The sequence below is a fragment of the Bacillus sp. FSL R7-0646 genome (genome assembly GCF_037969865.1).
GTDB lineage: Bacteria > Bacillota > Bacilli > Bacillales > Bacillaceae > Bacillus > Bacillus licheniformis.
In genome coordinates this window covers 4,100,810-4,117,789 of sequence record NZ_CP150217.1, presented here as the reverse complement: position 1 = coordinate 4,117,789, position 16,980 = coordinate 4,100,810, and the positions used below count along the sequence as shown (strand labels likewise).

Sequence of the window (16,980 nt, the reverse complement as noted above, 5' to 3'; positions counted from 1 at the left end):
TATTATGCCAAAAATTTATACGACCCAAGCAAGATACATGCTTCACGGGGGAGACTACAATCCGGATCAGTGGCTTGACCGTCCGGATATTCTTGCAGATGACATCAAGCTGATGAAGCTTGCCCATACGAATACATTTTCAGTGGGGATTTTTTCATGGAGCGCCCTTGAGCCGGAGGAAGGCGTCTATACGTTTGAATGGCTGGATGATATTTTTGAGAGCATTCACCGGAACGGCGGCCGGATTATATTGGCGACACCGAGCGGCGCCCGTCCTGCTTGGCTGTCGCAAAAGTATCCGGAAGTGCTGCGCGTGAATGCTGAACGCGTCAAACAGCTGCACGGCGGAAGGCACAATCATTGCTTCACTTCATACGTATACCGTGAAAAAACGAAAGAGATCAACCGCATGCTGGCTGAAAGGTACGGCAGCCAGCATGCCCTTTTGATGTGGCATGTTTCCAACGAATACGGAGGAGAATGCCATTGTGATCAATGTCAGCACGCCTTCAGAGACTGGCTGAAAAAGAAGTACAACCATGATATTAAATCTTTGAATGACGCATGGTGGACGCCTTTTTGGAGCCACACCTTCAACGATTGGTCACAGATTGAATCGCCGTCTCCGATCGGGGAAAATGCGGTGCACGGCTTGAATTTAGACTGGCGACGCTTCGTCACTGACCAGACGATCTCTTTTTTTCAAAATGAAATCGTTCCGTTAAAGGAAATCACGCCGAATATTCCGATTACGACCAATTTTATGGCGGACACGCATGATTTAATTCCGTTTCAAGGGCTGGACTACAGCAAGTTTGCCAAGCACCTGGACGTGATCAGCTGGGACGCGTATCCCGCCTGGCACAACGATTGGGAAAGCACAGCAGATTTGGCCATGAAAGTCGGCTTTATCAATGATTTGTACCGCAGCCTGAAACAGCAGCCGTTTCTCTTAATGGAATCGACGCCAAGCGCTGTCAATTGGCACGATTTTAATAAAGCGAAACGGCCGGGCATGCACCTCCTGTCTTCTGTGCAGATGATCGCACACGGATCTGACAGCATCCTCTATTTTCAATGGCGGAAATCCCGCGGCTCATCGGAAAAATTTCATGGTGCGGTTGTCGGCCATGACAATTGTTCCGAGAACCGCGTGTTTAAAGAAGTGGCAAAAGTCGGGCAAACCCTTGAAGCGCTGTCTGAAGTCACCGGAACGATCCGGCCTGCGGATGTCGCGATTCTCTACGATTGGGAAAACCATTGGGCGCTCCAAGATGCACAAGGATTCGGGATGAAAACCAAGCGGTATCCCCAAACCCTGCACGAGCACTACCGCGCGTTTTGGGAGCGTGATATTCCAGTCGACGTGATTACGAAGGAACAGGATTTTTCATCGTACCGGCTGCTGATCGTTCCGATGCTTTACTTAGCAAGCGAAGAAACAATCGCGCGCTTAAAGGCATTTGCTGCCAACGGGGGCACATTGGTGATGACCTATATTAGCGGAATCGTCAACGAATCTGATCTGACCTATTTAGGCGGATGGCCAAAAGATCTGCAAGAGATGTTTGGCATGGAGCCTGTTGAAACCGATACACTCTATCCGGGCGATAAAAATGCGGTCCGTTATCAAAACCGGTCGTATGAGCTAAAAGATTACGCGACCGTGCTGAAGCTCAGTACGGCAGATCCCGAGGGATTCTATGAGGACGACTTTTATGCGGACACGACGGCTGTGACGAGCCATCCATACAAACAGGGGAAAACGTATTATATCGGTGCGCGTTTAAGCAGCCAATTTCATCGGGATTTTTATGGAACATTGATTAAAGAGCTAGCGATTCAACCGGCTCTTGACGTGAAACATCAGCCTGGCGTCTCCGTTCAAGTCAGACAGGATGAGGAAAATGACTATATTTTCATCATGAATTTCACGGAAAAACGTCAGCCCGTCGTGTTGGCGTCGGCAGTTAAAGATATGCTGACCGGAGAAACGCTGGCCGGCGAAGTCACATTGGAAAAATATGAGGCCAGAATAGCGGTAAAAGCAAAAGAATAGGCCTGGGAGGACATCCGCTTTAAGGTGGATGTTTCTCCGGGTGAATAATGAAAGCGTTTTCTTTTTGCTTGTGTGTCTATTATGAAAGGGGAGAAGCGAGATTGATGAAGAACGTGCTGGCTGTTTTTGTGGTGCTGATATTTGTTTTGGGCGCATTTGGAACAAGCGGTCCGGCGGAAGCCGCCAGAGATTCAGGGACGGCAAAAAGCGGCCTTTATGTTGAAAAAGTTTCAGGGCTTCGCAAGGATTTTATAAAAGGGGTTGATGTTTCGAGCATCATCGCTTTGGAAGAGAGCGGCGTCGCCTTTTACAATGAATCCGGAAAGAAACAGGATATATTCAAAACGCTGAAGGAAGCAGGCGTCAATTATGTCCGGGTGCGCATATGGAATGATCCCTATGATGCCAACGGCAACGGCTACGGAGGGGGCAATAATGATCTGGAAAAAGCGATTCAGATCGGAAAACGGGCCACTGCCAACGGAATGAAGCTGCTGGCGGATTTCCACTATTCCGATTTCTGGGCGGACCCGGCGAAACAGAAAGCGCCGAAAGCATGGGCGAACCTAAACTTTGAAGATAAAAAGACGGCGCTTTATCAATATACAAAACAAAGCCTTAAAGCGATGAAAGCAGCGGGCATCGACATCGGCATGGTGCAGGTCGGTAACGAAACAAACGGGGGCCTTGCCGGTGAAACGGATTGGGCGAAGATGAGCCAATTATTCAACGCCGGGAGTCAAGCGGTGCGAGAGACGGATTCGAATATCCTAGTCGCCTTGCATTTTACCAATCCGGAGACGTCAGGAAGGTACGCTTGGATTGCCGAGACGCTTCATCGGCATCATGTAGACTACGATGTGTTTGCAAGCTCGTATTATCCGTTTTGGCATGGCACGCTGAAGAATTTAACATCCGTCCTGACATCTGTCGCAGATACGTACGGCAAAAAAGTCATGGTTGCTGAGACATCTTATACGTATACGGCTGAAGACGGAGACGGACACGGAAATACAGCTCCGAAAAACGGCCAAACGCTGAATTATCCGGTCACCGTTCAAGGGCAGGCGAACGCGGTCCGTGATGTGATTCAAGCGGTCAGCGACGTAGGTGAAGCCGGAATCGGCGTTTTCTATTGGGAACCGGCATGGATTCCGGTAGGACCGGCTCACCGGCTCGAGAAAAATAAAGCGCTTTGGGAGACATACGGATCAGGCTGGGCTACAAGCTATGCTGCTGAATATGACCCGGAAGACGCAGGAAAGTGGTTTGGCGGCAGCGCCGTAGACAATCAGGCATTGTTTGATTTTAAAGGACGTCCATTGCCGTCGCTTCATGTGTTTCAATATGTTGATACGGGAACACCATTCAAAAATTGACTTGTGGCCGGTTTCTTAGATGAAGGCGACGCCGTTTGCCGGAAAGCGGCCTTGAATGTTTAAAGCAGAATGGAAAAAAGGCCGGATATCATCCAGCCTTTTTTCGTGAAAGGACAGTCAGAAAGAGTTGTTAAAATGTTCTCAAGAGATAAAATCCGCTTAACCAGCGGTTACCGTTTGAAATGCATCTTCTACAGATACATATTCATATCCAAGGTCGCGCGCGACGGCCTTGTAGGTGATGCTTCCGTTTGCAACGTTGACGCCGAGAGCGAGCGCCTGATTTTCGGCGACTGCTTGTTCAACGCCTTTATTTGCGATTTGCAAGGCGTAAGGCATGGTGACGTTTGTTAAGCCGATCGTTGATGTACGGGGAACGGCTCCCGGCATATTGGCGACGGCATAGTGGACAACGCCGTGCTTCGTGTAAGTCGGATCGTCATGCGTAGTGATTTTATCAACCGTTTCGATAATGCCGCCCTGGTCAATCGCCACGTCTACAACAACTGAACCTGGCGACATCGACTTGATCATCTCTTCTGTGACAAGCTTCGGCGCTTTTGCACCAGGAATTAAGACGGCGCCGATGACAAGGTCTGAGTCTTTTACGGCTTCCGCAATGTTGAGCGGATTGGACATAAGCGTTTGAATGTCTTTGCCGAACTGGTCATCGAGCTGACGGAGGCGCTCAGCGCTCAAGTCGATCAAAGTGACGTCAGCGCCAAGTCCGACAGCGATTTTGGCAGCGTTCGTACCAACCACTCCGCCGCCGATGATCGTGACTTTGCCGCGTTTTACACCGGGTACGCCCGATAACAGGATGCCTTTGCCGCCTTTTGATTTCTCAAGAAATTGCGCGCCGATCTGCGAAGCCATGCGTCCGGCGACTTCACTCATTGGAGTCAAGAGCGGAAGCGTCCGGTTCACTTCGACCGTTTCGTAAGCGATGGCTGTGACGCCGCTGTCCACAAGCGCTTTCGCAAGCTTAGGTTCAGCCGCTAAGTGCAGATAAGTAAATAAAACAAGTCCTTTTCGGAAATAGCCGTATTCAGAGCTGATCGGCTCTTTCACTTTCATGACCATATCCGCTTTTCCCCACACATCTTTCGCTTCAGCCAAAATGTCCGCCCCGGCTGCTTTGTAGTCGGCGTCCTCGAATCCGCTTCCAAGCCCGGCTCCCTGTTCAATTAAAACTTGATGACCGCTTTTTTTTAGCGCGACTACTCCGGCCGGAGTAATGGCTACACGGTTCTCGTTGTTTTTAATTTCTTTAGGAATTCCAATGATCATGATGTCGTCCCCCTCAAATGAAATATGATTCTACCGCTAGTATAAATCTCTGAATCGGGAAGAGCATCGTGTGTAAAATTAAAAATGTAAGCGCTTTTTTGTGAAATTTAACAAATTGGTGAACGTTGAATAAGGTGAAAGGCTTGAGGAGATAAGTTATCTATTAAAATTTTTTTCTTTAAAAAATAGCTTTGTTAAAAAAACAAATGTAAGCGATTACATTTTGTGTCGTTTCACAAACATAACCATTTTCCATTGTGATAGAATATCTCATGCAGCTATGAAAGCGTTATCTTTGTCAGGAGTGAGTCATATGGATATCTTAGAAATACTAGGCAAGATTAATAAGGTACTATGGGGGCCGCCCAGTTTAATTTTATTATTTGGGACAGGCTTATTTTTAACGATTGTTTTAAAAGGACTGCAATTTCGCCGCCTGATCTATGCGTTTAAGATCGGGTTTGGCAAAGAAGACAGCAAAGACGCGGCTGCCGAAGGGGATGTGAGCCATTTTAAGGCTTTGATGACAGCGCTCGCCGCTACGATCGGAAACGGAAATATCGCAGGTGTCGCGACGGCATTGACACTCGGCGGACCGGGTTCGATCTTTTGGATGTGGGTTGTCGGGCTGTTGGGGATGGCAACGAAATACGCGGAAGCCTTGCTGGCTGTTAAATTCCGCGTAAAAAATGAAAAAGGGGAATATTCAAGCGGGCCGATGTATTATATCGAACACGGACTCGGCCGCAAATTTAAAGGACTCGCCATCGCCTTTGCGCTGTTTGGAGCTTTTGCCGCTTTGGGGATAGGCAACAGTGTCCAATCCAATACGATCGCTGATATTACGAAGAACAGCTTCGGCATCGAAAACTGGGTGACAGGGCTGATTCTCGTCATTCTCGTCAGCGTCATTATCTTCGGCGGCATCCAGCGGATCAGCACCGTTGCCAGCTTCTTTGTGCCGATCATGGCTTTTCTTTACATGGGCGGGGCGATCTTGATTCTGATTTTGAATTATGACAAGATTATTCCGGCTTTTGCGCTGATTTTTTATTATGCTTTCCACCCTGTAGCGGCAGCCGGCGGCTTCCTTGGAATTGCCGTATCTGAAGCGGTTCGGAACGGGGTATCCCGCGGTATTTTCTCAAACGAAGCAGGCCTTGGGACGGCGGCGCTAATCGCCGGAAATGCGCGCGCAGACCATCCGGTAAAACAGGCGCTCGTCGCAATGACCGGGACATTTATCGTGACGATCGTGGTGTGTACAATGACCGGTTTAACCCTTATCATTACCGGTTTCTGGGACCCGTCCGGCGGCTTGATATCAGGCGTGGCCCATAATGCCAGCCTGGAAGGCGGGGCATTGACAAGCGCAGCTTTTGCTTCAGTACTCGGCGCGGCAGGCGAATACATTGTGTCTCTGTCGGTCATTTTCTTTGGCTTCTCTACAATTGTCGGCTGGTATGTTTACGGAGAAAAGTGCTTCGAATATTTGGCAGGCGCCAAAGGAATTGCGGGCTACAGGCTGGTCTACATCCTCGCCTGCGGCATCGGGACGGTTGCCAACCTCGTCACCGTCTGGGCGTTTGCCGATATGGCGAATGCGCTGATGATGATTCCAAACCTGATCGCCATCCTGCTGCTTTGGAAAGTCATCAAAGCAGAGACAAATGATTATTTTCACCACTTCTATGAACATACCAAATCGGCGGGCCCGCCAAGTAAACCAATTCATTAAAAGCTCTGCCTTCCCGGCAGAGCTTTTTCTTCGGCTTATATTCTGCACCTTCTCAAATTTTGACGAAATATGTCGATACTATGGAGGGAAGAAGATGTTTGATTTGAAAACTGTTTTTCATCATTGATGACATAAAGGAGAAAGGATCACCATAATGAAAGTGAAAACAAAACTGCTGGGAATCATATCAATTCTAGTCGTTTCAATCCTCGGAATCGGAATCTCCTCTGTTTTTATGATTTCTTCTACGGTGAAAAAGAATGAAGAACTTAAGGACAAGATGGAATTTCAAAAAGAGATTAAGCATATTCAATACCGTCTGACCGGCTTGTCGAATGACGAGAGAGCCCTTATTATGACCGGAGACGATGAATACAGTGAAGGAATGAAGGACAAGGCCGACGATGTTTTAAAGAGTCTTGACCGGGCCGGAAAACTGATCCGGGAAAAATCATACAAAGCGAACGTCGAAGAAATTAAAGAAAACTTCAAGGCTTATTGGGATTTAAATCAACAAGTCATGCAGACTTACGCTTCAAGCCTTAAAAAAGCGGAATCGATCCATTTCGGAGAGGAAAGAACATTAAGAAAAGATGTCCTCGATCCGTCTGTCAATCAGCTGGTCGAAAGCCTGGAACAAGAGGTGGATGATCTGAAAGCAGAGATCAGAGCCAATGGGACGATGAGCGAATGGGTCATCATCGCTGTCACAGGAGTATCAGCGATATTGGGAATTGTTTTGAGTCTGCTGCTCTTGAAGTCTATTCTGGTACCGTTGAGAAGCCTGAATCAGCAGCTTGAGGACATCGCCCACGGCGAGGCGGATTTAACGAAAAAAGTGATCGTCAAAAATAAAGACGAGTTCGGCCAGCTTGCCAATTCTTTCAATGCTTTTGTCCAGTCGCTGACGCAAATTGTGAAGCAGATCAGCAGCTCGTCTGAGCAAGTCGCCGCATCCTCTGAACAGTTGTCCGCAAGCGCGGAGGAATCGAAATCGACTTCCGAACTGATTTCCGAAGAGATGCAGGCGATCGCCGACAGCAACATGACGCAAAGCGAAATGACAGAAAAGAGTTCAGAAGCAATTCATGAATTGCTGGACCGTTTATCATCCGTTGCCTCCAATACAGGCAGCATAGCGGATCTGTCGTCTTCGATGAGAGACAAAGCCGAAATCGGCTCCGAGTCCGTTCATAAAATGCTCGAACAAATGAACTTCATTGATAAGTCAGTCGACTCGGCCGGCAGCGGCCTGCAGGCGCTCGTGTCCAGCACGGCGGAAATCAGCAACATTTCTTCGCTCATCACCGATATTTCGGAGCAGACGAATTTGCTGGCGCTGAACGCGGCAATTGAAGCAGCAAGAGCGGGAGAGCAAGGAAAAGGGTTTGCCGTCGTGGCGGAAGAGGTCCGGAAATTGGCGGACGAAACGAATAAGTCAGCGAGCCACATTCAATCATTGGTCACAACGATCCAAAATGAATCGGTAGAAACGGTAAATAATATTAAAGTCGTTCAAGAAAATGTCAGCTCCGGTATAGCTTTGTCGCAGGAGACGACCGGTAATTTCAACGAAATTTTAAACTTGGTGGAACAGGTTGCTTCTCAAATCCAAGAAGTCGCGGCTTCTACTCAGCAGCTGACATCAGGTGTCGAAATGGTTCAAAACACCATTCAAACATTGGCTTCCGGATCACAGGAAACGTCAGCCAGCACAAAAGCGGTTGCTTCCTCAACCCAGGAGCAGCTGGCTTCAATGGAAGAAATCTCATATGCAGCGGAATCGCTGTCCCAATTGGCTGAAGAACTTCAAACCATTATCAATCGATTTAAATATTAAGCAGAAAACCCCATCCGGCGATGGGGTTTTAATTGGTTTTCATGGCAGCCAAAGCGCCCTCGGGGATTTCTTCTTCGTGTACTTCAGTCAAGCTTTTGGCTTTCGTTCCGTACGCCAATACTTTGATGAAAGCGCCGGGATGCAGTTTTTCGTCTGCCTCTGCCTCAATCTGCTGTTTGTGTCCGCTCGCGTCATAGCCGGTTAATGTGTAGTTGTACTTTCCGTTATCCGGCTTTTCTGCATGATCCTCAGCTTTGAGATAATAAGCCTCAGGCTTTCCCTGGCCTTGTATATAATCATCGGCCAGCGGCACAAGGCCTCCTGTCGCTTTCTGCAGGATAAAAACGCCGGCAACGGCGATCAGAACCGCGGCAATCAGGCCGCCCGCCCGTGTCTTCATATACCGTCTCCTCTTTCATTCAGTTTTGTGGATGGTATTATTTTATAAAAAAGCGCAGAGAGAAGATATTGATTCCTATTACAATACACTTACATGATTGTAAGGTAGGATGGATCGCGGCAGTTTTTGTTTATCAGACCGCTTCGTGTCATAATATATCCAAACCAAAAGGAGAGACCGAGATGCAAAAAGTGATGATTGTAGAAGACGACCCGAAAATTGCAGATTTGTTAAAATCGCATATTGTCAAATACGGATACAACGTTCATGTAGTGAAAGACTTTGACCGTGTCATGGATGAGTTCAGAAGCACGGCGCCTGATCTTGTTCTGCTTGATATTAACCTGCCGAGCTTTGACGGCTACTACTGGTGCCGGCAAATCCGCCAGGAATCGATTTGCCCCGTCTTGTTTATTTCTGCGCGGACAGGTGAAATGGATCAGGTGATGGCATTGGAAAACGGCGGAGATGACTTTATCACCAAGCCGTTTCACGCCGAGATCGTCATGGCAAAAATACGCAGCCAGCTTCGCAGGGCTTACGGCGAATACGCGGCGAAGGCGGAGGAACGGCTGCTGGAAAAAGAAGGGCTGCGGCTGTATCCGGAAAGACTTGAACTGACATTTGCCGGTCAAACGGCTGCTTTGACGAAAAAAGAAGCGGATATTATTGAAAGCTTAATGGAACGCCATCCGAGAATTTCAGGCCGCGAAGATTTGCTGGCCAAGCTGTGGGATGATCAGGCATATGTGGATGAAAACACGCTTAATGTCAACATTACGCGCGTCAGAAAAAAGTTTCAGGAGCTCGGTATTGAAGATGCAGTGGAAACAGTGCGGGGCGCGGGCTATCGCTTGAATGTATCCTGGGTGAAGGCGGGAGAGGAATGAAGCTTTTTTTCAAAGAGCACTATTTGTTGATTGCCGTGCAGGCGCTGCAGTTTATCACAATGCTGTCAGTGTACTGGCTTGATGGGTATCAGCACATCAGACCGGCTTTTTATGCCGTTTTTCTCGGCTTTTTCTTTCTTGGCTTCTATCTTTTCTACCATTACTATACGCGCCGGAAGTTCTACAAACGGATGACGAGCGGGCTGGAGTCATTGGATGACACCTTCAGGCAATCGAATCAGCCCCAATCCCCTTTGTCGGAAGCGCTTGAACAGCTGCTGAAAAGCCAGTACAAGCAATACCGCCAAGAATTAAAGAAGCTGGAGCTTGGCCAAAAAGAGCATTTGACTTTCATGGATCAATGGGTGCACCAAATGAAGACGCCGTTGTCGGTCATCGAACTGACGGCTCAAAATTTGGATGAACCGGAATCATCCAGCATCCGCGAGGAGACCGAGCGGATGAAAACGGGCCTCAATACGATTCTCTATATGGCCAGACTGCGGACGATCGAACAGGATTTCCGTATAAAACCGGTCGCATTGGCGGATATCGTTCACGAGGTCAATCGCGAAAATAAGCGCTTTTACATTCGCAGTCAAGTTTATCCTAAGTTCAAAGAAATCAAAAAAGGCATCACCGTCGAAACAGATGAAAAGTGGCTGTTTTTCATCATTTCCCAGTTTGTCAACAATGCGGTCAAATATTCGGCGGGGAAAAGCAATACAGTCATTATTTCTGTATACGAAAATGATTCGGAAGCGGTATTGGAAGTGGCAGATTTCGGCGCCGGCATCCCGGATACAGATCAAAAGCGGGTTTTCGACCCGTTTTTCACAGGAGAAAACGGACGCCGTTTCAGAGAATCGACCGGAATGGGTCTTTACTTGGCAAAATCGGCGGCTGACCAGCTCGGCCACCGGATCGAACTTGATTCACAAGAAGGGAAAGGCACGACAATTCGGCTGATTTTCACGGCTACGCAAAACCTTACATCGATGTAATGAAAGTGAAAGAAGAATCGATAGTTCATCAACAAGAGATTTAGGTAAACTGGTCACAGATCGAAAGTTAAAGGTGAAAGGAGATCTTGTGATGCTTCAGGTCAAACAAGCCAGTAAGATTTACGAAGGAAAAATTGCGTACCGCGCGTTAACAGATATTAACCTAACAATTGATAAAGGTGAATTCGTCGGGATCATGGGGCCGTCGGGAAGCGGAAAAACGACCCTATTAAATATGATTGCAACGATCGATGAGCCGACGACGGGCGAAATATTGATCAGCGGCCAAAACCCGCATGTTCTCAAAAAAGAAAAATTGGCTAAATTTCGCCGCAGAGAGCTGGGATTTGTGTTTCAGGACTTTAATCTTCTGCCGACATTAACCGTTGAAGAAAATATCGTACTTCCTTTGACGCTTGACGGCGAAAAGGTCAAGGAAATGAAGCGGAGGGCAAACGAATTGGCCGAAAAGCTCGGGATTACCCAGATCATGAAAAAGCGCACATATGAGATATCGGGCGGTCAGGCCCAGCGCGCCGCTGTAGCAAGAGCGATGATTCATTCGCCGAAGCTTCTGCTTGCCGATGAGCCGACAGGCAACCTTGATTCAAAGTCATCCAAAGATGTGATGGAAATGCTTGAGTCGATCAACCGCAATGAAAAAGCGACCATGATGCTTGTCACGCATGACCCTCAGGCGGCAAGCTATTGCAACCGGGTCGTCTTTATTAAGGACGGAAAGCTGTATTCGGAGATCAACCGCGGCGATAACCGCCAAGCGTTTTTCCAAAAGATTCTCGATACACTGTCCTTGTTGGGAGGGGATGCAAATGACCTTTCGTCAGTTCGCGTTTAACAATGTCATTCGCAACAAAAGGCTGTATGCCGCTTATTTTCTCAGCAGCATGTTTACGGTGATGGTTTTTTTCGCATTTGCGATTTTTGCTTTCCACCCGGTGATGACCAGTGATTCTTTGACTTCCGGCATCGGGCAGCATGCATCCTTTGGCCTGCTGGTCGCCGGCGGCATTATTTTTGTCTTCTCTTTTTTCTTTGTGCTGTACTCGATGAGTTCATTTCTTCAATCGAGAAAAAAGGAATTCGGCGTTTTAATGATTCAAGGGATGTCGATGCGCCAAATTCGCATGATGGTATTTCTTGAAAATATGCTGATTGGATTTTTTGCGACAATCGGCGGGATTGTGCTCGGGCTCGTCTTCGCCAAATTGATACTGCTCACTGCGGAAAATGTCCTGATTATTGATAACAAGCTCGATTTTTACTTCCCGTTGATGGCGATGATTGTGACGTTTATTTCTTTTAACGGTCTGTTCTTATTTATCTCTTTTCTTGTGTCGTTTGTGCTCAGGAGCGAGAAGCTGATTGTTCTGTTAAAAGGGAACAAAATCTCCAAAGGGGAGCCGAAAGCATCTGCCTTGCTTACGCTGGTTGCTGCTGTGCTGCTTGCCGGAGGCTATTACACCGCTTTGATTGTCAAAGAAGGAGGCGTTCTTGTGGCGATGGTGCCGGTGACGATTGTTGTCATTATCGGCACATATCTGCTGTTTACGCAGCTGAGTGTTTATGTGATCCGCAGGCTCAAAAAACGGGAAACCCTGTTTTGGCGGAAAACGAATATGATTTTGTTTTCTGATCTGTCTTACAGGATGAAAGACAATTCGCGGACGTTTTTTATGGTGGCCATTATCTCTACTGTCGCATTCAGCGCCATTGGGACGCTGTACGGTTTCCAAACTCTGGTGACAAACGGAATTAAAGAGATGAACCCGCATACGTTCTCATATAAGCCGCCGGAAACAAACAAACACATCGAAAAAGACGTGGCTTTCATCAATGACACACTGGATGAAAGAAATATCAAAACAGACAAAGCTTCAGCTGTCCTTCAATATTTCGATGTCGGCGGCAATGACATGCTGATTGTGAAAGAATCTGACTATAACAAGTTTGCCGATCTCGTCGGAGCCGACCACGTCAAGCTTGAAGACGGAAAAGCGGCGGCTGCCGAGTATGAGGTCAAGATCGGCTTAGAGGGAGATGATGACCAGCAGCTCCCTTCGTCAATCCCTTTTGCAAATGGAAAACAACTGAAGGCTGATCAAACGATCCGTTCAAAAGCGTTATCTGAACCCAGCTATTATATTGTGACAGACAAAGATTTCGCACAGCTGAAAAAACCGAAAAGCGAAAACCGGTTCTATGCATGGCAGGCAAAAGAAGCTGACGGCATGGCTTTAGTGAAAGCCGGGGAGGCTTTGCAAAAGAAACTGGATTACATGTATTTCGGGGCTGTAGATTATGAGGTATATAATATAAGCAAAGGGTATGGCCCGATATTATTTGTCGGACTGTTTATCGGAATCGTCTTCTTCGTTTCAGCAGGAAGCTTCCTCTATTTCCGGTTGTACACTGATTTGGACGATGATAAGCAGAAATTCAAATCGATTGCCAAAATGGGCTTAACAGACCGCGAACTGCATAAAGTGCTGAACAGGCAGATCGGCATCTTGTTCTTCGCGCCTATCGCTGTTGCCCTTGTCCATGGAGCTGTGGCGCTGACCGCTTTATCGCATGCCTTTCAGTACAACCTCTTCAAGGAATCTGCAATGGTGCTCGGCGTGTTCTTCGCCATCCAGGTCATATATTACTTCATCGTCCGCTTCTACTATACAAAACAGATAAAAGCGGCGATTTAAAAAAGATTAGACTACGTGTCTAATCTTTTTTTTATACTTGCAGCCGGCAAATTTGGGATAAACATACCTATGTATTTTGCCTCTTCCTTCATTTGGATGATTATGTTAATTTGATATTATTTCAAATTTGAAAGAGGAGTGATCGATTTGCAAGTAAAAGAAATTTTTGTCATTCGCTGCATCTCCTGTTTAAGCGTTGTTTTGCTTCATGCGATATCAATGGTGCTCATGGTGCGGGCGGACATGCTCGGAGATGCGGTTTTCCGGGTTGTTGAATCTTTCAGAACGCTCCTGATGTTCAGTACGCCGGCGTTTATTTTCATTTCCGAATTTTTGCTCGCGCATGCCTATCCTGGTGGTGTTCCGGAAGGGTTTTTAAAAAAGCGGTTTAAAACAATTTTCATCCCTTTTCTATTTATCGCTGTTTTGGATGCTTTTATGACCGCAGGTCTGATGATGCAGCAATTTCATGCATCGGTCATTATTAAAAAACTGTTGGCGAATATATTCTTGGGGAATTTCATCGGTTACTTCATTCTCGTCATTTTTCAATTTTACTTGCTGCACATGTGCTTCCATTCATTTTTGCAAAAGGCTTCGCCTAAATGGGTGCTTTCGATTTCTTTTGCGGTCACAGCGGCTTATTTGAGCTATTTCACGTTCATTCAACCTCCGGTCGTTCAGGAGGAGGCGCCGTTTCCTTTTTCGTGGGTGCCGTTTCCCGGCTGGCTCTTTTACTTTTGTTTGGCCTATTATTGCGGCAAGAATTACGAGCGCTTTTTGGCATTGCTGGAACGGTACAGGCATGCGGTGTATGCGGCGGCTGCTGTGACCGGATGTTTCATTGTAGCGGTTTCCTACTTCGGCCAAGACATCGCGGTGACGTCAAAGCGTCCGGATATCCTGCTTTATTCGACAAGCATCATTTTCTTATGCTTCCACCTGTTTTCAAAACTGAAGTCGGTACCGAAGCTGATTATGATGATCAGCAACTATTCTTTTTCTATTTATTTACTGCACGCTTTTATCCTGATTTTCGGGTTGGTCATCTTAACCGCCCTTGACAGCATCGGTACGGTATCGGCTGTTTTGCTTTTGTTTTTCATTTCTACAGGCGCTGCGGTTTTCATATCCTGGGCCGTCAATAAATTGAAGTACGGCTATATGTTTGTCGGAAAAATTTATGTGCCGAAAAAGAGGCGAATGGAGCAAAAAGTGCGCCATCATGCAGGTTAACGACATAACTTGATAGAGCGAAAAGCCAGAGCGAAAGATTGTATCGCCGGGGTTTTTCGCTTTTTTATATTCTCATAAAAATGTTCCGGTTTTGACACATCTCCTTTTAAATGGAAGGTGACTTATTGCCTATAATCATATTATGATAACGATTATCATTTTCAGAATACGGAGGCCTCAACGATGGTTTTAGCCGAATTAAAACAAAAAGAGAGAGCAAGAATCATAGATTTTTCAGACGTGAATGAACTTGTTCAGCGCAGACTCATACAGCTCGGAATGAAAGAAGATGATGAAATTTGCGTGAAGCGCAAATTGCCGTTTGGCGGTCCGTTCATGTTCGAGTCAGGCGGGCAGTGTCTCGGCATACGGCTTGGAGAAGCAAAAAAGATCAGGATTGAAAAGCTATGAACAGCCGGCAGATTGCCCTTTTCGGAAACCCGAATACGGGGAAGACGTCATTGTTTAATGCGCTGACAGGCTCCTATGAGTATGTCGGAAACTGGAGCGGGGTGACTGTTGAGAAAAAGGTGGGGCTGCTCCGTCATAAACAAGGAATGATAGTCGATCTCCCCGGTGTTTATACATTGAGTCCGCTGTCCCGCGATGAAGGGGTTGTCACAGACTTCCTGCTCAATGATTCATTTTCAGATATATTGAATATTGTCGATGCATCACAGTTAAAGCGGAACTTGCACTTAACCGTGCAGCTCCTGGAATTTGGGCATCCGCTTACGATCGGTTTAAATATGATCGATGTCGCAGGACAGCGCGGCGTCTTCATTGATCATCAAAAAATGTCTGATGCGCTAGGTGTTCCGGTAATTCCTGTGATTGCCCGCAGCGGCAAAGGATGTGATGAACTGAGCAGGCATTTGCTTTTTGAAAAGGAAAAGAGGGCGGAGCCGCTCGTCATCAATTACGGAAGCGCAGTGGAAGAAGCGATTGGCCGGATCGAATCGATCATACCCGAACTCCCCGGCGTTTTAAAGCGCTGGATGGCCCTTCAATATTTGGAAGGCAACTCGAAAATGAAAGAACAGCTGGAGGACGCGGCCGACAGCGAAAGATTAAAGGAAATTTACGAGGAGACCGAAAAACGCCTTCATCAGGAGCATTCCGTAAGATCGCTGCATCAGCATATTTACAATGAGAGATCGCGATGGATTGACCGCATCTTGTCAACTTCTGTGCAATATCAGTCAGAGCGAAAACTGACGCTGACTGAACGCGTGGATCAGATCGTAACGCATCAGGTGCTTGGCATCCCGATTTTTTTGTTGTTCATGTATCTCATGTTCATGCTGACGTTTGATTGGTTTGGCGTTCCATTGTCTGATGCACTGGACGGTTTCATCGGGGGACCGCTGACGGAATGGACGGCCTCGGCGCTGTCGGCAATGGGAGCCAGCCCGTTTATCGAGGCGCTTATTCTCGATGGGATTATTGCCGGTGTCGGCGGTGTGCTCGTGTTCGTCCCGCAGATCTTTATCCTGTTTTTCTTCATTTCGGTGCTTGAAGATTCAGGATATATGGCGCGTGTGGCCATGGTGATGGACCGCCTGATGGAGGCGATCGGTTTAAACGGCAAAGCCTTTATTCCGCTGATTATCGGCTTCGGCTGCAATGTTCCCGGCGTCATGGCTGCGCGGACTGTAGAGCAGCCTAAGGAAAGACTCTTGACGATTATGCTGACGCCATTTATGTCCTGTTCGGCAAGGCTGCCGGTTTATGCTCTGTTTGCAGGGGCTTTTTTCGCGGCCCACCAGGCTTTCGTCGTCCTTTCCTTGTATGTGCTGGGCATCGCCGCAGCGCTGGTGCTGGCGAAGTTTTTATCCTCATCCAAGCTCAAAGAAGAAAAGTCGTTCTTCGTGATTGAACTGCCGCCGTACCGTTTGCCTCAAGCGCGTACATTGTGGCGGGCAACATGGGAGAAGGGCAAAGGCTTCGTCCGCAAAGCCGGCACTTACATTTTTGGCGGGTCTGTCCTCATTTGGCTTCTGTCGTATACGGGACCCGGCGGAACGGACGTTGCGATGGATGACAGTTTTTTAGCGATGATCGGGGGAGTGCTCGCACCGCTATTGCTGCCGCTGGGATTCGGCACATGGCAGGCAGCGGCATCACTATTAACCGGTTTTCTCGCGAAGGAAGTTGTCGTTGCTTCGATGAGCATCATCTATTTTGTACCCGAAGCCCAGCTGCAAGGCATGATGGCTGAACAATTTACACCGTTGGCCGCTTACGGATTTATGGCTTTCGTGCTTTTATACGTACCATGCCTCGCGACAGTAGCGGTGATTAAAAAAGAAACAAACTCGAAAAAGTGGATGTTCTTGTCCATTGTTTACGGACTGGCCATTGCATATGCGATCGCGTTCCTGATTTATCAGGGCGGACGACTGCTTGGGTTATCATAGGAAGGAT

At 47.4% G+C, this 16,980-nt stretch carries 13 protein-coding genes; 11 read left to right on the top strand and 2 right to left on the bottom strand.

Annotated features, from left to right (window positions below; all coding sequences use genetic code 11):
- Positions 1–4 precede the first annotated feature (4 nt).
- Together MKY62_RS21250 and MKY62_RS21245 are read left to right on the top strand one after the other, a co-directional pair.
- Positions 5–2,059: a beta-galactosidase gene (locus MKY62_RS21250; protein WP_003177882.1), complete on the top strand. Its 2,055-nt coding sequence runs from the start codon at positions 5–7 to the stop codon at positions 2,057–2,059.
- A 104-nt stretch (positions 2,060–2,163) separates the two neighbouring features.
- On the top strand, positions 2,164–3,438 hold the full coding sequence (locus tag MKY62_RS21245) for an arabinogalactan endo-beta-1,4-galactanase (protein ID WP_009329991.1): 1,275 nt from the start codon (positions 2,164–2,166) through the stop codon (positions 3,436–3,438).
- Between the two features lie 159 nt (positions 3,439–3,597).
- Here the strand turns inward: MKY62_RS21245 and ald are convergent, their stop codons facing one another.
- Positions 3,598–4,728, bottom strand: coding sequence for an alanine dehydrogenase (gene ald / locus MKY62_RS21240; protein WP_003177878.1), 1,131 nt, complete (start codon positions 4,726–4,728; stop codon positions 3,598–3,600).
- A gap of 313 nt (positions 4,729–5,041) precedes the next feature.
- Here ald and MKY62_RS21235 point away from each other — a divergent pair, with 313 nt between their 5' ends.
- On the top strand, positions 5,042–6,466 hold the full coding sequence (locus MKY62_RS21235; protein WP_003177876.1) for a sodium:alanine symporter family protein: 1,425 nt from the start codon (positions 5,042–5,044) through the stop codon (positions 6,464–6,466).
- A gap of 154 nt (positions 6,467–6,620) precedes the next feature.
- The gene (locus tag MKY62_RS21230) at positions 6,621–8,306 is read left to right on the top strand and encodes a methyl-accepting chemotaxis protein (protein WP_003177874.1); all 1,686 of its coding nucleotides are present in this window, start codon (positions 6,621–6,623) and stop codon (positions 8,304–8,306) included.
- A 28-nt stretch (positions 8,307–8,334) separates the two neighbouring features.
- Here MKY62_RS21230 and MKY62_RS21225 read toward each other — a convergent pair whose 3' ends face one another.
- Entirely contained in the window at positions 8,335–8,706 is a 372-nt protein-coding gene (locus MKY62_RS21225) for a YxeA family protein (RefSeq protein ID WP_003177872.1), read from the bottom strand.
- A gap of 182 nt (positions 8,707–8,888) precedes the next feature.
- Here MKY62_RS21225 and MKY62_RS21220 point away from each other — a divergent pair, with 182 nt between their 5' ends.
- From MKY62_RS21220 to feoB, 7 genes are all read left to right on the top strand, one after another.
- Positions 8,889–9,596 (top strand): response regulator transcription factor, encoded by a 708-nt coding sequence (locus MKY62_RS21220; protein WP_003177869.1) that lies wholly within the window; start codon positions 8,889–8,891, stop codon positions 9,594–9,596.
- Complete coding sequence (locus MKY62_RS21215; protein WP_003177867.1) at positions 9,593–10,600, top strand: sensor histidine kinase; 1,008 nt, start codon at positions 9,593–9,595, stop codon at positions 10,598–10,600. Before MKY62_RS21220 ends, MKY62_RS21215 begins: the two co-directional genes overlap by 4 nt.
- Before the next feature lie 91 nt (positions 10,601–10,691).
- Positions 10,692–11,456 (top strand): ABC transporter ATP-binding protein, encoded by a 765-nt coding sequence (locus MKY62_RS21210; protein ID WP_003177865.1) that lies wholly within the window; start codon positions 10,692–10,694, stop codon positions 11,454–11,456.
- Complete coding sequence (locus MKY62_RS21205) at positions 11,431–13,317, top strand: ABC transporter permease (RefSeq protein WP_011198462.1); 1,887 nt, start codon at positions 11,431–11,433, stop codon at positions 13,315–13,317. Before MKY62_RS21210 ends, MKY62_RS21205 begins: the two co-directional genes overlap by 26 nt.
- Positions 13,318–13,464: 147 nt before the next feature.
- A complete protein-coding gene (locus tag MKY62_RS21200) occupies positions 13,465–14,553 on the top strand; it encodes an acyltransferase family protein (RefSeq protein ID WP_003177863.1) in 1,089 nt (362 codons plus the stop codon).
- 183 nt (positions 14,554–14,736) lie between these two features.
- Entirely contained in the window at positions 14,737–14,964 is a 228-nt protein-coding gene (locus MKY62_RS21195) for a FeoA family protein (protein WP_003177860.1), read from the top strand.
- Positions 14,961–16,973 carry a ferrous iron transport protein B gene (gene feoB / locus MKY62_RS21190; RefSeq protein ID WP_009329987.1) on the top strand — a complete coding sequence of 671 codons (2,013 nt, stop codon included), beginning with the start codon at positions 14,961–14,963 and terminating at the stop codon, positions 16,971–16,973. Before MKY62_RS21195 ends, feoB begins: the two co-directional genes overlap by 4 nt.
- Positions 16,974–16,980: the final 7 nt, after the last annotated feature.